The 13381-nt window shown below is 63.0% G+C and carries 12 protein-coding genes; 4 read left to right on the forward strand and 8 right to left on the reverse strand.

Annotated features, from left to right (window positions below):
• Positions 1–25 precede the first annotated feature (25 nt).
• Together IAU67_RS01030 and IAU67_RS01035 are read right to left on the reverse strand one after the other, a co-directional pair.
• Positions 26–910, reverse strand: coding sequence for a helix-turn-helix domain-containing protein (locus tag IAU67_RS01030; protein ID WP_151842618.1), 885 nt, complete (start codon positions 908–910; stop codon positions 26–28).
• Positions 911–962: 52 nt separating this feature from the next.
• The gene (locus IAU67_RS01035) at positions 963–2351 is read right to left on the reverse strand and encodes an MFS transporter (RefSeq protein WP_151842617.1); all 1389 of its coding nucleotides are present in this window, start codon (positions 2349–2351) and stop codon (positions 963–965) included.
• Positions 2352–2640: 289 nt separating this feature from the next.
• Here IAU67_RS01035 and dnaJ point away from each other — a divergent pair, with 289 nt between their 5' ends.
• Together dnaJ and IAU67_RS01045 are read left to right on the forward strand one after the other, a co-directional pair.
• On the forward strand, positions 2641–3831 hold the full coding sequence (gene dnaJ, locus IAU67_RS01040; RefSeq protein ID WP_151842616.1) for a molecular chaperone DnaJ: 1191 nt from the start codon (positions 2641–2643) through the stop codon (positions 3829–3831).
• Positions 3828–4394, forward strand: a complete 567-nt coding sequence (locus IAU67_RS01045) for a heat shock protein transcriptional repressor HspR (RefSeq protein ID WP_151842615.1) — start codon at positions 3828–3830, stop codon at positions 4392–4394. The genes dnaJ and IAU67_RS01045 overlap by 4 nt, the downstream gene beginning before the upstream one ends.
• 61 nt (positions 4395–4455) lie before the next feature.
• Here the strand turns inward: IAU67_RS01045 and IAU67_RS01050 are convergent, their stop codons facing one another.
• The 3 genes from IAU67_RS01050 to IAU67_RS01060 form a co-directional block, all read right to left on the reverse strand.
• Positions 4456–6012 carry a basic amino acid/polyamine antiporter gene (locus tag IAU67_RS01050; RefSeq protein WP_370451992.1) on the reverse strand — a complete coding sequence of 519 codons (1557 nt, stop codon included), beginning with the start codon at positions 6010–6012 and terminating at the stop codon, positions 4456–4458.
• Positions 6013–6091: 79 nt separating this feature from the next.
• The gene (locus IAU67_RS01055) at positions 6092–7333 is read right to left on the reverse strand and encodes an alpha/beta hydrolase (RefSeq protein ID WP_151842613.1); all 1242 of its coding nucleotides are present in this window, start codon (positions 7331–7333) and stop codon (positions 6092–6094) included.
• Positions 7330–7650 (reverse strand): hypothetical protein, encoded by a 321-nt coding sequence (locus IAU67_RS01060; protein WP_151842612.1) that lies wholly within the window; start codon positions 7648–7650, stop codon positions 7330–7332. The genes IAU67_RS01055 and IAU67_RS01060 overlap by 4 nt, the downstream gene beginning before the upstream one ends.
• Positions 7651–7897: 247 nt before the next feature.
• Here IAU67_RS01060 and IAU67_RS01065 point away from each other — a divergent pair, with 247 nt between their 5' ends.
• Complete coding sequence (locus IAU67_RS01065) at positions 7898–8803, forward strand: carbon-nitrogen hydrolase family protein (RefSeq protein WP_151842611.1); 906 nt, start codon at positions 7898–7900, stop codon at positions 8801–8803.
• A gap of 31 nt (positions 8804–8834) precedes the next feature.
• Here IAU67_RS01065 and IAU67_RS01070 read toward each other — a convergent pair whose 3' ends face one another.
• Complete coding sequence (locus IAU67_RS01070) at positions 8835–9929, reverse strand: CaiB/BaiF CoA transferase family protein (RefSeq protein WP_151842610.1); 1095 nt, start codon at positions 9927–9929, stop codon at positions 8835–8837.
• Complete coding sequence (locus IAU67_RS01075; protein WP_151842715.1) at positions 9930–11036, reverse strand: acyl-CoA dehydrogenase family protein; 1107 nt, start codon at positions 11034–11036, stop codon at positions 9930–9932.
• Positions 11037–11287: 251 nt separating this feature from the next.
• Here IAU67_RS01075 and IAU67_RS01080 point away from each other — a divergent pair, with 251 nt between their 5' ends.
• Complete coding sequence (locus tag IAU67_RS01080) at positions 11288–12076, forward strand: helix-turn-helix domain-containing protein (protein ID WP_151842609.1); 789 nt, start codon at positions 11288–11290, stop codon at positions 12074–12076.
• 8 nt (positions 12077–12084) lie between these two features.
• Here the strand turns inward: IAU67_RS01080 and IAU67_RS01085 are convergent, their stop codons facing one another.
• Positions 12085–13380 carry a TRAP transporter large permease gene (locus IAU67_RS01085; RefSeq protein ID WP_151842608.1) on the reverse strand — a complete coding sequence of 432 codons (1296 nt, stop codon included), beginning with the start codon at positions 13378–13380 and terminating at the stop codon, positions 12085–12087.
• Position 13381 lies beyond the last annotated feature (1 nt).

The following is a 13381-nucleotide window of genomic DNA, read 5'->3' on the forward strand; positions in this document are numbered from 1 at the left end:
AGCCTACGGAAAAGTGTCCGATTCTTCAGGCGCGCCGAGCCCACGCCACCCACCGCCTCAGCAGCATGTCCTGGGGTGCGATCGCCCGGGCCATCTCCGCAAGATCTTCCGCAGACGCCCCCGTGCTACACAGGTGCGCGCACGCGCGGAAGGCAAGGTCACGGGGAGTCGCCTGGGGATGTGCGGGAGGAAGGGACGCGGCGGCGGCGTCGGGGGAAACGGAATCAGCGCAGGTCAGCAGTGCCTGCGTGGTGAGGGTGATGTGCGACGGTGCCACGCGCGCCACAGCGTCGCGGGCGGCGATCGGCATGTCCTGCACGACCAGCTCGGCCACGGCGACATCGAGGGCCTCGCGGCGCAGGATCCCCGGGGCGTTCTTGGCCCAGGACAGGGTCTCCACCAGAGACGAGATGGTGCCGGTGCAGGGATGATCCAGCAGTGTGGCCAGCGCATCGAGAATATCGACGCTGCCCAACGCCGCCGGGGTGGAGGAGGTGAGTGGGGCGACGGCGAGATCGTCGATGAGGCGTCGGGCGGCGGGGATATCCTCCGCGCGCAGGTACGTCAGAGCCTGCTGCACGCGCACGATCCAGGACACCATCGCGGAGGAGGATTCGTGCGACGGCAGCTCACCGAGCGCGAGGGTGAGCACATCGGCGAAGCTGTCAGTGGACTCGGCGAAGCGGGAGTCGAAACCGTGTCCAACCAGAAGATGTACGTCAATGTTCAGACGATGCGCAAGTGCCTCCACGGTCTCCGCCGTCGGCAGGCCCACTCCATTTTCCCAGCGTGAGATGGCACTTGGCGAGCAAATGCCGGACGCGAGGCCGCTCTGAGACAGGCCTCGGTCCAGGCGAACATGACGGAGACGAGGGCCGAATGCCGCTGCCTCCTGACGTGGATCTGGCATAGAACCAGAGATTAAGGCGCAATCGGGTTTTTCGCAACAGAAACGTTGTTTTTTATGCGGGGTGTTTTAAAAGGACAGTACGCCTGACTAGCAACGCCGCGACCGCTCCCAGCCCGCACGCCGCCGCGATGCACAGACCCAGCCCCAGCGAAGACCACGCAGCACCGGCCCACACCCCGACCGCCGCCGTGCCTAGCGCGCCGCCGCATTGCAGCATGAGCCGGCTGTGCGCTCCCACTGCGGGGGCCTGCGCGTCCGTCACCACCTCATACGCCGCAGACAGCGATAACAGAGTGCACACCCCCAAGCCAAGGCCGCGAACCAGGGACGCCGCGCAGATAGCCACAAGGCTGACCGCGCCCCACGAGCTCACCGCCTGGATTCCCACCGTTCCCACCGCCGCGACCACAAGCCCGGCTCCGATGAGGCTAAACGCGTTGAACTCCGCCCAGCGCCCCTTGACCAGGCGCCGCGCAGCCCACGCGCCGAGTCCTTGAATGCCTAGTGCCACGCCCGCGATCCAGGCGGGTTGCTGCAGCGAAGACTGCACGTGCAAGGACGTGGAGAGCAGCGTGCCATAAAACACCGTGCCCACAATTGTGCTGAGCAGCATGGCTCCCGCAAACGGACCGTGGCGATACAGGGACATGTCCAGCAGTGGCGCGTCCGACCGAATATCAAGCAGCCAAAACGCGCCAATGAATGCGCAGGACACCAGCAGCATCAACGCAAGAACTCCGGGTGGTAGCTGTCCCACCGATGTGATCGTCCACAACAGGCCGACCATGCCGCAGATTGCTGGGATGGCCTGGGTGATGCCTAGCGGGGTCGTGCCGTGCTGCCGAGAAGATACGACGCCCGGCGTGTTCGCTGACGCCCCAGGCGCGAGAGCGAGTGCAACGCAGGCGATGGGCACATTAATAAGGAAGAGAGCGCGCCACCCCACAGCATCCACCAGCACCCCGCCAAGGAGAGGCCCTACAGCAGGTGCGACAACCGCCGGCAAGCCGATGGTGGCCAATGCCGAGCGCATATTGTCTCGCCCAACGATATCCGCGATGAGAGCCTGGACCGCGGGCATGATGAATCCGCAGGCGCCACCTTGGAGAATCCGGGCGATGAAAAACAGGGGGATGGTTGGGGCCACACCCACGAAGGCTGAGGTAGCGGCGAACAACAGAACGGAGTACCACCAGACTCGACGAGAACCCCAGCGTCGGATGCAGGTGGTGGACAGGATGATGCCGACGGTGGCCGCGAGCATATAACCAGATATGCCCAGCTGAAGGTCGCTTTCGGGGGAGTGGAACTCCCGACTGATGGTCGGTAGTAGGACATTGACCAGGCTGGAGTCAATGAGGGGAAGGATGACCGTCAGCAGCATCACTACAGTGGCGCGCCGGGAGAGCGTACGGTGCGTAGGTGTTGGTGAGTGGTCCATGGTGAGTACCTCTTGGTGATGAGCAATTCTGATGACTCACTCCATGGAAATAGCACAGCCGGATGGTCTGCAAGGCCTGAAAAAGCACTGCGTAAGCTCGTGCGACGCTACTGATCAGGGGTGTTTTCTTATCTTTCTTTCAGGAAAGCTGTGCGTTGTGCACCCCCATGGCGAGGAGAAGGATGTCTGAGAGAGCGGCAGCGGGGGAATAAAGACAAGCACCAAACGTTAGCCTAAGTAGATCAAGAAAGTTCAGCGCGGTACACTCAACTTAGGAAAGGAGGCTGGCATGGCTCAGCGCGAGTGGGCAGACAAGGATTACTACCGTGACCTTGGGGTTAACTCCAAGGCCAGCGCGGAGGAGATCAAAAAAGCATACCGGAAAATCGCCCGTGAAGACCACCCCGATAAAAAGCCAGGGGACAAGGCAGCCGAGGAACGCTTCAAGAAAGCGTCTGAAGCCTATAGCGTTGTCGGCGACAAAGACAAGAGAGCCGAATACGACGAGTTCAAACGCATGGTCGCCTCCGGCGGTTTCAACGGCTTCTCCAACTTCACCTCATCCGGCCGTTCCAGCGCAGGCTTCGACCCCTCCGACGTCTTCGGACGCGCAGCATCCACCGGCGGATTCGGAGACATCTTCAGCAACCTCTTCGGCGACGACGGCCGGGCCTCTGCCGCGGCGGGTGCGGGGGCACGCGGCGGGCAGCGTCGGACAGACAACGGGCGCGGTGCCGACGTGGAAACAGAAATCACCCTGGAGTTCCGCGAGGCAACCAAGGGTGTGACCGTCCCCATCCGCCTGACGAAACCCGACCCCTGCGGTACCTGCCACGGAAGCGGCGCGAAAGCCGGCACCACCCCGAAAACCTGCGGCACCTGCCACGGAAGCGGCATGGTCAGCGAAAACCGCGGAGCCTTCGGCTTCAGCCGACCCTGCGCGGACTGCGGCGGAGCCGGCAGCATCATCGACGAACAATGCCCCGACTGCTCCGGAACCGGACGCGTCACCCAGGCCCGCACCATCACCGTGCGCGTGCCCGCGGGAGTGGTGGACGGCCAGAAGGTGCGGCTCGCCGGTCAGGGAAGCGCCGGTGAACGCGGCAAGCCCTCCGGCGACCTGTTCGTCACCGTGCACGTCAAGAAGGACAAGGTCTTCAGCCGAAACGGCGACGACCTGCTGCTCAACGTGCCCGTGAGCTTCCACGAACTGGTGCTCGGCGGGACCGTGACCGTGCCGACGCTGGGCAACAAAGTTCGCCTGCGCATCCCCCAAGGCACCGCCGACGGCACCACGCTCCGCATCCGCGGACACGGAGTGCACAAACGCAACGGCGCCAGCGGCGACCTGCTGGTGACCGTGCACGTGACCGTGCCGAAGGACCTCGACGAAGGCGCGATGAGCGCCCTGCGGAAATACTCCGAAGAGGAAAAGCGGAGCGGCTTTGACCCACGTGCAGGATGGGAGGGCAACTCATGAGTTCCACCGACGAGCACGCTGACAAAGGCCACGATCGGGAGCGACGGAAGCATGGGGCCGGGCAGGAGCGCGGTGGTCACGAGGGTCGCCAGGGTCGCGAGGGTGAGCACGGCCGGAAGCGGCAGAAGAAAGATGCCCGCGAAGTGTTCGTGATCTCTGTGGCCGCAGAGATCACCGGCATGCACGCCCAGACACTGCGCACCTACGACCGCATCGGACTAGTCACCCCGGAACGCACCCGCGGCGGTGGCCGACGGTACTCCCGCGACGACATCGACCAGCTGCGGGAAATCCAACGCCTCTCTCACGAAGAGGGCGTGAATCTGGCCGGCATCAAAACCATCATCGGCCAGCAGAACCGCATCCGGGACCTGGAAGCGGAAAACGAAGCGCTGCAAAGCCGCCTGCTGGAAACCCAAGCGGAACTGAAGCGGCTGCTCGCCGCCCACAACGCATCCAGCTCGAGCGGTCGCAGCGGGCGCTCCCGCGGCGAGATCGTCCACGTTCCCCGCTCCACCGCAGTGGTGATGTGGGAGCCGCGGAGGCGGCGCCGCGATAACTAACCGCGGCGCCGGGGCTGCTTGGGAGGCACGCGACCCGTCAGGTTTACGGGCTCAGCGAGCCCTACAGACTGATCGCGCCCTGCGCGATCAGCACCAGCGCCAACACCGCACACCCCACAATGCCCGCGGCGATGAACCACTCGAAGACATTGAACACGCGCCCCTTCGCCTTGATACGCGTGACCATGTAGATCGCCATGCCCGGCAGGATCAGCAGTGTACCCAGAAGCACGAAGTGCAACTCCGCCGCGTACAACAGCCAGCACGAGTACGCAAAGGCGACCAGACCCAACACCAAATGAAGCGTGTTCGTGGAGGGCTTTACGTCGGGTCCGGAGATATTGAATTTGAGGCCGGCGTCGGGATGATTCAGGCCCTCACCTCGCGTGGCGAGCAACAACAGGTACAACGACGAGAACACGTACGGCACCAGGTACAGCGACGTCGCCAGCTGCACCATCGTGGTGTACGTGGATTCGTTGAGGTAAAAGACCAGGATGAACGCTTGAATCACCACGGCGGACATCAACTGCGCGATATACGGCGCGCCCATCGCGTTCGTGCGGCCCACCACGCTCGGCATCAGACCATCCTGCGCCATGAGGGTAATCGGCTCCGCGCACAGCATCTGCCAGGACACATACGCACCCAGCACAGAGATGCACAGACCCACCGAAATCAGGCCGGCGCCCCACGGTCCCACCACGTGTTCCAGGACGGACGCCATCGAGTTGTCGCCCATCTGCGCCAGCTCTTCGCGGGAGACCACGCCATAGGACAGGAAAGACACGCTGGTCAGAAGCAGGAACACGGTCACATAGCCCAGCAGCGTGGCCAGCGAAATATCGCGACGGTGGCGCGCACGCTTGGAATACGTGGACGCGCCCTCCACGCCGATGAACGCCCACACCGTGAACAGCATCATGGCCTTGACCTGCTGCATCAAGGTGTGAGGCTCATCCGCGCCCGAACCGAACGTGGGATTGTTGCCCCAGAAATCAGCCGTGAAGACTTCCGTGTTGAAGCCCAGGAATGCCGTCAGGATCAGGAACGCCGCGATCGGCAGTACCTTGGCCACCGTCGCCACCACGTTCACAATGGCGGCCTGGCGCACACCACGGGACAGCACCGCAAAGATCGTCCACGTGAGCGCGGACACGGCGAAGGCCTGGAACAGGGCATGGTCGCCATTGAAGATCGGAACGAAAAAGCCCAGCGAGCTGAAGAACAGCGTGGCATAACCCACCTGGGCAATGATCGTGCCCAGCCAATAACCCCACGCCGAGGCGAAGCCCACGAAATCACCCAGGCCGGCCCGCACGTAGGAGTACACGCCTGAATCCAAATGCGGCTTGCGCAGGGCCAGCGCCTGGAACACGTACGCCACGCACAGCATGCCCAGGCCCGTGATGGCCCAGCCGATCATCGCTGCGCCGGGAGAGGCAACCGACGCGATGTTCTGCGGCAGGGCGAAAATGCCCGCTCCGATGCAGGAGCCGACGATGAGGCTGACGAGGGTGCCCATGCGCACGGTACGCGGGTCGTCGACTACGAGTGCCTCCGCGCTGGCGGGCTTGGCTGGGGAGTTCTGAGGATTCTCATTGCTTGAGACAGTCACCTGGACAAAGTACCTCAAAAACCCGACCTTCAAAAGGTACATGGGCCATAGTGCGCCCTCGCAACACCGGACGGCGACGTCACGGCTTCCCATCCCACAGGTAGCTGGAGTGTGCATTGTTCTCCCCACGCATCCATAGGTATCCCGTCATAAGTTTGTCCCACGCGTCCGACGCCGAGCGCGGCACCGGATCCGGCCCATGCCCCAGAAGACCCTTCCATAGCGGTGGAACCAGCGCGCTGGCCCCTTCCGTGGCCCAAATGTTATCCCCTAGCTGCCGCTGCGCGGTGTGCGGAACGCTTGGAGGAATGTGGGTGCCCGGCGAGCCCATGAGGTGGATATCGTCCGCTTGGAAGGACTTGTCCCGCGCTGCCTCGCCCACCACCACGGACCCATAGCTGTGCCCCATGACCTTCAGCTGCGCGTGCGGATTCTTCTGCCGCAGGCCCTTCTGGAACTCCCGCAGCGCTGGGCCGGCCTTCTTCGCCGGCAACTGGCTGAACCCTTCGGGCAGATTCTTCGGCGCCTGGTACCCGTGCCATGCCACCACGGCCAGTTTTTCGCCGCGCCCGGCGGCCTCCCTGACCTGCTGCTCTGCCCAGATGGTCTTCTGCCGCACCATCGATTCTGCGCTGCTGCCCACGCCGGAGACCAGCGTGATGATTCGATCCGCGGACTCCACATTCCCGACCGTCACCACGGGCCCGGTCGGGGTATCAATGCGGGACACGGGGGCGGGGCCGGCGGCGGGCGAGGGAACTTTATTCGCTTCCGGCTCCCGCGCGGAGGCTTGCGCCGACGAGAGTCCCGCCAGCGCTGTGCTCGCCGCAACGTCCGACGCCGCCGTGGCCACCACAATGCCCTTGAGAATCATGCTCAGCACCGCCGCCATCTCCCACATCGCCGCCGCGATTCCCTCGCCTCCAGGGATCGCGCTGGCGGCCGTCGCTGTGGCCAGCTGCCAGGTAGACGGGGTCACATCGCCGTGCGCGCTGACCTCGAAACCCAACCCTCGAGCCAACTCCAGCGTGGTGGCCGCCCCCTCCTGGAACCCTTTCAGTGCCGCGCTGAATATCGAGGTCACGCCCCCTGCCGCGCTGGTTGCCAGACCTAAGGAATCGGTCCTGTTGGCCGTGGACTGCGTGCGGTGGCTTGCGGCGTCCGCGGCGTCCCCCGACCATGCCGCGCCGCCCTGCCACGTGGCGGTGGTGCGCACGTCCTGCGCGCACGCGCGGGTGGTAGACCCGACCTGTTTTAGTGTGTCCGCGCTGCCCGAAAATTCCTGCGTCGGCGCCGTTTCAATGTCGAAGATGGAAATCACGGTGTGCCTCCCTGGCAGAGCGCTTGGGCGTCGTGCTCCTGAACGTCCCGGGCGAACTGCAGGATCGAGTCGGACGTCACGCCCAATCCCTCTGCCTGGCCCGAAAAAATTGTTCCGGATGCTGCCATGAATGTTGATAGCCGACGCCCAGCTTCCCCAAAAACAGCCACCCGCCCTGTGGGTGCGGCGCGTAGTTCCCGGGCAGCCGCGGCGATGCGCCAGGAGTTGTCCTTGATGGTGTGCGCGTGTGTGATCACCATCCCCGGTAGCAGTGTGATCTGCCCTAGTTCGTGCCACGCGGCGACATCTGCCTGCATGAATCCCCCTCGTGTTGTGCTGTGCAGTGAGCTCTGTAGGTTGCACCCTAGCGGGGTGCGGCGGGCTAGGGAAGAAAAGTTTTCGTGCCTGTGGATAACTTCGTCTGGATGAGAAGTTTTCCACAGCCGTTATGGGTTAGGTTTGCCTAATGTTGTTGGGGTGGAGTAAGCAGGACCGGCGTCGCAGGAGGCCGAGTAGGAAGCGAGGCGCCCACACAACGCCCACGGACAACGTAGGCTGGAGGCCATGCGCATCGCAGTGATCCAAATGAACGCAGAGCCGGACGTCGAAGCGAATTTGGCGATTATCCGCAAATACATCGCCTCCGGCGCCGCTAACGGCGCAGACCTCGTGGTGTTTCCCGAGGCCGCAATGTTCCCCTTCGACCACGGCCGGCTCGACACTGTGGCACAGCCACTCGACGGCCCCTTCGCCCAAGCGGTGATTGAGACCGCCCAGGAGCACGGGACCACTGCCGTGGTGGGTATGTTCACTCCAGCCGATACGGTCTTCCGCACTCCGGCCGGCGACATTGTGGAGGAGCTGCCCGAAGGCTCTGGCGAAGCTAATCGCGTGAACCGCGTGCACAACACACTGCTCGTGGCAGGCCCCAACGGTGTGACTCACTACAACAAGATCCACACCTACGATGCCTTCGGTTACCGCGAATCGGATACCGTGAAGCCCGGCGACCGGCGCGTGGTGGTGGACGTGGCAGACACCACCATTGGCCTGGCGACCTGCTACGACATCCGCTTCCCTGGACACTTCGCGGCCCTGGCGTCTGCCGGTGCGAAGGTTATGATCGTGCCCAGTAGCTGGGCAGACGGTCCCGGGAAGCTGGATCAATGGCGCACCCTCACCATGGCGCGGGCGCTGGACTCCGCCAGCTACCTTGTTGCCGCGGGCATGGCGCGCCCCGGCTCGCCGGACCGCTACGGCTACGCGGACGGGCCTACCGGCATCGGACACTCGGTGGCCATCGGCCCGAACGGCGCGCGCCTGGCAGAGACAGGGTATGCCGCGCAGGTGCTGACCGTGGATATTGACCCCAATCGCGTGGATAAGATCCGCGAGACTGTTCCGGTGCTGGCGGGGCACAGAACAGATCTGGAGATCGGCGAAGGCGCGGAGCACTTCGAAGGGGTTTAGAACCCCCGAAGGTTGAGCACAGCGAGGGCGTTTAGCCCTCCAGCGTGCGTGGCTTCGACCGATATTCCACCGGGGTTTTCGAAAAGGTCAGGGGATTGCTCACGCTGGGTGACCCATCGATGGTTGTGATGGGATTCAGCCCTAAGTCTGTGGCGAATTCAAATGCTTGATCAATGGAGTTCACTGGGCCGGCGGGAACTCCGGCGTCGCGTAATAATCTGAACCATTCCTGCGCATCGCGACTAGACAGTGCGTCCGTGATGATGGCAGCCAAGGAATCCCGGTGGGCAACACGGGACGTATTGGTCTGAAAGCGTTCATCCTCGGGAAGGTCGGGCCGCTCAATAACGTGGCAAAAGCGCTGGAAAAGGGAATCGTTTCCCGCGGCTACCGCCAGGTCGCCATCGCGTGTGCGGAATACCTCATAGGGTGCAATAGAGGGATGCTTATTGCCCATCGCTGTACCCACAACTCCGGCTCCCACAAAAGCGGAAGATTGATTGGCTAGGGAGGATAATGCCGCCTGGAGCAGGTTAATTTCAATGCGCTGTCCTTCGCCGGAGGCGTGCCGGTGATGCAGCGCGGCAAGAATGCCCATGCCCAGGTGCAGGCCAGTGAGAACATCCACCAGAGCCACGCCTACTTTCACTGGCTTATCCGGGGATTCGCCCGTGACGGACATGAGCCCGCCGACGGCCTGAACCACCAGGTCATAGCCGCCGATATCGGCGCCGGCATTGCCGCCAAATCCGGATAGTGATGCGTAGATCAGGCCGGGGTTGATGGCGCTGAGCTCCTCATATCCCAGGCCCAGACGCTCCATTGTTCCGGGCCGGAAATTCTCCACTAGAATATCGGCCTTCGCGGCAATCTCCGTGGCTTTCTGCAGGCCCTCCTCGGTGTGCAAATCCAGCTGGACGGTCTTTTTATTGCGATTGACCGCTGCGAAATACGTGGACACGCCGTCGGCATTAAACGGTGGACCCCACGCGCGCGTGTCGTCGCCGGTGCCGGGGCGCTCAATTTTGATGACCTCCGCGCCCATATCCGCGAGCATCATCGTAGCGTAGGGGCCTGCCAACACACGGGAGAAATCCGCAATAACCACTCCGTCTAATGCGCCCATTTAGCGGAATGCCTCCTCACCAGTTAGTGCCTTACCGATGATGAGCTGGTGCATTTCCGCGGTGCCTTCGTAGGTCAGGACGGACTCGAGGTTATTGGCATGACGAAGCGGCGAGTATTCCAGCGTGATGCCGGAGGCACCCAAGAGGGTACGGCATTCCCGAGCGATGGCAATGGCCGTGCGCGTGGAATTAAGTTTGCCCACGGAGACCTGATGCGGCTCCAATTTATGCTGGTCCTTCAAGCGCCCCAACTGAAGAGCGAGCAGCACTCCCTTGTTGAGCTCCACCGACATATCGGCCAGCTTCGCCTGAGACAGCTGGAAGGAGGACAGGGACTTGCCGAAAACCTGGCGGGTATTGGTGTACTCCAACGCGGTGGTGATGCAGTCGCGGGCAGCGCCCAGTGCGCCCCAGATGATGCCGTAGCGCGCCTCATTTAGGCAGGTGAGTGGGCCGCGCAGCGAGGAGACCTTCGGGAGGCGTTGAGAGTCAGGCACGCGGCAGTTGTCCAGCACAATCTCGCCAGTGATGGACGCGCGGAGGGAGAGCTTCTTGTGGATCTCCGGCGCGCTGAACCCAGCGGTTCCCTTCTCCACAATGAAGCCCGCGTAGCCATCCTCCGTGCGTGCCCACACCACGGCCACATCAGCCACCGGGGAGTTAGTGATCCACATCTTCGTGCCGTTGAGGACCCACTCGTCGCCTTCGCGAGTGGCGCGGGTTTTCATGGAGGCGGGGTCGGAGCCGGCGTCGGGCTCCGTGAGTCCGAAGCATCCCAGCGTGGTGCCGGCCGCCATTCCTGGAAGGTACTTTTTCTTCTGCTCCTCGGAGCCCCAGTGATGAATGGCGAACATGGCCAAGGACCCCTGGACGGAGACGAAGGAGCGCAGCCCGGAGTCCACGGCCTCAATCTCCATGCAGGCCAGGCCGTAGCTCACGGCGGAGGCGCCGGGGCAGCCGTAGTCTTCCAAGTGCATTCCCAGTGCACCGAGCTCGCCGAACTTCGGGCCGAGCTCCTTGGCGGGGAGCGTGCCTGCGTCGAACCAGCTCTGGACGTGTGGGGTCAGCTCGGCGTGAGCGAAGTCCGTGACGGCGTCGCGGAGCATACGCTCCTCGTCGTCGAGGAGGCCATCGAAGCTGGAGAGGGTGAGTGGATCTGTTGTGGACACGGTCACTATCCTTACGTATATAAGTAAACTGGTACGGATTTAGGTAAGTACTAGTGTAGGTGAATAATCTCCAGAAGGAAAGTAAAACTTTCACATATCCCGAAACGCTGCAATAATTGCCGTTCAGAAAGCTCGGTCGCACCAGCACACACAGACGACACCACACCAGAAAGGGACGTGAACCGCGGATGTCGCCCCAGGACAACACACAGCGCTTTCCCTTCGTCAGCGAGGGCGGCTCACACCGACCGCGCCACCGAACCGTCGACCGCATCGCCGCCATCCTGGAACACGTCGCCCGAGCCCCCGAACCCCAAGGCCTCAGCGACATCGCCACCGCCATCGGCGCGCCCGTGAGCTCCGCGCAGTCGCTGGTCAACGGCCTTACCGCGGCGGGATACCTCCAGGAACGAGGCCGCGGATTCGCCTTAGGTTTGGCGCCATACTTGCTCAGTACGGTAGCCGGGCGTCGTCCCATTGAGATCGTCACCCACGACATGCTGGAGGACATCGTGAACAGGACGGGGTACATTGCGGTGCTGGCTGTGCTGGTCGGCAACAACGTCTACTACGTGGACTACGCCGCCAGCGACCCCTCCTTCGAATACCTCGCCCAGAACAAGCTGCGCCGACCCCCGCTGGAGACGTCCTCGGGCTGGGCGCTGCTCGCCGGGCTGGACCCCGACACCGCCTGGGACATGCTGCTCGACCACCAGCTCACCGGAGGAACGAACGCCGAGATCAGCGCTGACCTGTTGAATCGTTTCCAGCGCGAATACCCCGTCCTGCGGGAAACAGGGGAGGTCATCGCGCCGGGAATCGCCCAAAATGGCGCCGATGGCGTGGCGGTCGCCGTAAAGGAGCACGGGCGGGTGGTCGCCGCGGTTGCGGTTATCGCCGCGCCCGATCAAATTGCCCGCGACGCCCACACGATCATCGCAGCGCTCCGCGATGCGCGCCGCCGGTGGGAGCAGTAGGCGGGGGTTTAGCCGGAGGCGCTGGAGAGATTCGGCACCCACATCACCAGGTCCGGCCACAACAGCGCCGCCGCGGCGATCAACAACATCACCAGCACATACGGGAATGCGCCCCTAAAGACCACGACAGGGCTTATTTTGACGGCCTTCGAGACTACGAACACGTTAATGCCCATGGGTGGTGTGACCATTCCGGTTTCTGCCAGTAGGACGACGAAAATGCCAAACCAAATGGGGTCGTACCCCAATTCTTCAACGATGGGCAGAGTCATGGGAACCGTCAAGGCGATAATGGCGATCTGATCCATAAAGAATCCCAGCACCATATACACCAGACCAATGAGCGCCATCACCACTAAAGGTGGCCACGCCGCCTCGCTAATGCTGGCCACCAAGCGGGGCGTGACGCGGCTCAGCGTGAGGAAGTCACCCAGCACGTGCGCCGTCATGATGATCGCGAAAATCATGGCGGAGGTTTTCACTGTTTCCAACACGGCCACGCCGAATTGGTCCCGATCCCACTTGCCTTTGGCAACCACCAGGATCAGTGCGGCGATTGTGCCCAGTGTGGCAGCCTCCGTGGGGGTGGCAATTCCGAAGAAAATAGAGCCCACCACCGCGCAGAAAATAACCAACAAGGGAGAGGCTTTCCACACATGCGTGAGCTTCTCCCGGATCGTGGAACTAGACCCCGCCGGTGCGACCGAGCGATCGCGCAGAAAACCCAGGTACATCGTGACAATAAGGCCGCAGGCCACCAAAAGCCCTGGGAAAAATCCCGCAATAAGCACCTGCCCCACGGGAGCCTCCGCGGTAATCGCATAAAACACCAGAATGATCGACGGCGGAATCATGGCCGCCAGAGTGCCTACTACCGCAACAAGCCCCGTGGCTGTGCCGCGCGCGTAGCCTTCCTTCATCATGCGCACCGATGAGGTCTGCGCCAGCGTGGCAGCCGCCGCAGTCGAGGAGCCGGATACCGCGGCAAACGCCGTTCCAGCGCCCACGCTGGCAATGGCCGTTCCGCCGGGGAGGCGTCCGATGAGGGAGCGCGCGGCGTCGAACAAAGAATCCAGCAGCCCGGACATCAGTAACAATTGAGCCATCAGAATAAACAAAGGAATGGCAGATAGGGAATTAGAGCGCACCGCGGCAAAAGGCGAGGTTTCGAGCGTGTGTAACGCGGCGGGGAAGCCTTCCAGAATAGTGAGGCCGAGCAGGCCCGAGGCCAGGATCGCGAAACTGACCGGAACCCGAAAAACGATGAGGGCTACGAGGACGATGAGTATTCCAACGACGAGCATG

Origin of the sequence: Corynebacterium zhongnanshanii (assembly GCF_014490575.1) — a bacterium.
Lineage (GTDB): Bacteria > Actinomycetota > Actinomycetes > Mycobacteriales > Mycobacteriaceae > Corynebacterium > Corynebacterium zhongnanshanii.

Excerpts from the sequence above, each read along its gene's own strand:
- IAU67_RS01075 (WP_151842715.1), bottom strand. The coding sequence starts at position 11,036 with ATGCTCCGCGACGCCGTCACGGACTTCGCTCACGCCGAGCTGACCCCA.
- IAU67_RS01065 (WP_151842611.1), top strand. The coding sequence starts at position 7,898 with ATGCGCATCGCAGTGATCCAAATGAACGCAGAGCCGGACGTCGAAGCG.
- IAU67_RS01030 (WP_151842618.1), bottom strand. The coding sequence starts at position 910 with ATGCCAGATCCACGTCAGGAGGCAGCGGCATTCGGCCCTCGTCTCCGT.
- IAU67_RS01045 (WP_151842615.1), top strand. The coding sequence starts at position 3,828 with ATGAGTTCCACCGACGAGCACGCTGACAAAGGCCACGATCGGGAGCGA.
- IAU67_RS01070 (WP_151842610.1), bottom strand. The coding sequence starts at position 9,929 with ATGGGCGCATTAGACGGAGTGGTTATTGCGGATTTCTCCCGTGTGTTG.
- IAU67_RS01035 (WP_151842617.1), bottom strand. The coding sequence starts at position 2,351 with ATGGACCACTCACCAACACCTACGCACCGTACGCTCTCCCGGCGCGCC.
- IAU67_RS01085 (WP_151842608.1), bottom strand. The coding sequence starts at position 13,380 with ATGCTCGTCGTTGGAATACTCATCGTCCTCGTAGCCCTCATCGTTTTT.
- dnaJ (WP_151842616.1), top strand. The coding sequence starts at position 2,641 with ATGGCTCAGCGCGAGTGGGCAGACAAGGATTACTACCGTGACCTTGGG.
- IAU67_RS01060 (WP_151842612.1), bottom strand. The coding sequence starts at position 7,650 with ATGCAGGCAGATGTCGCCGCGTGGCACGAACTAGGGCAGATCACACTG.
- IAU67_RS01080 (WP_151842609.1), top strand. The coding sequence starts at position 11,288 with ATGTCGCCCCAGGACAACACACAGCGCTTTCCCTTCGTCAGCGAGGGC.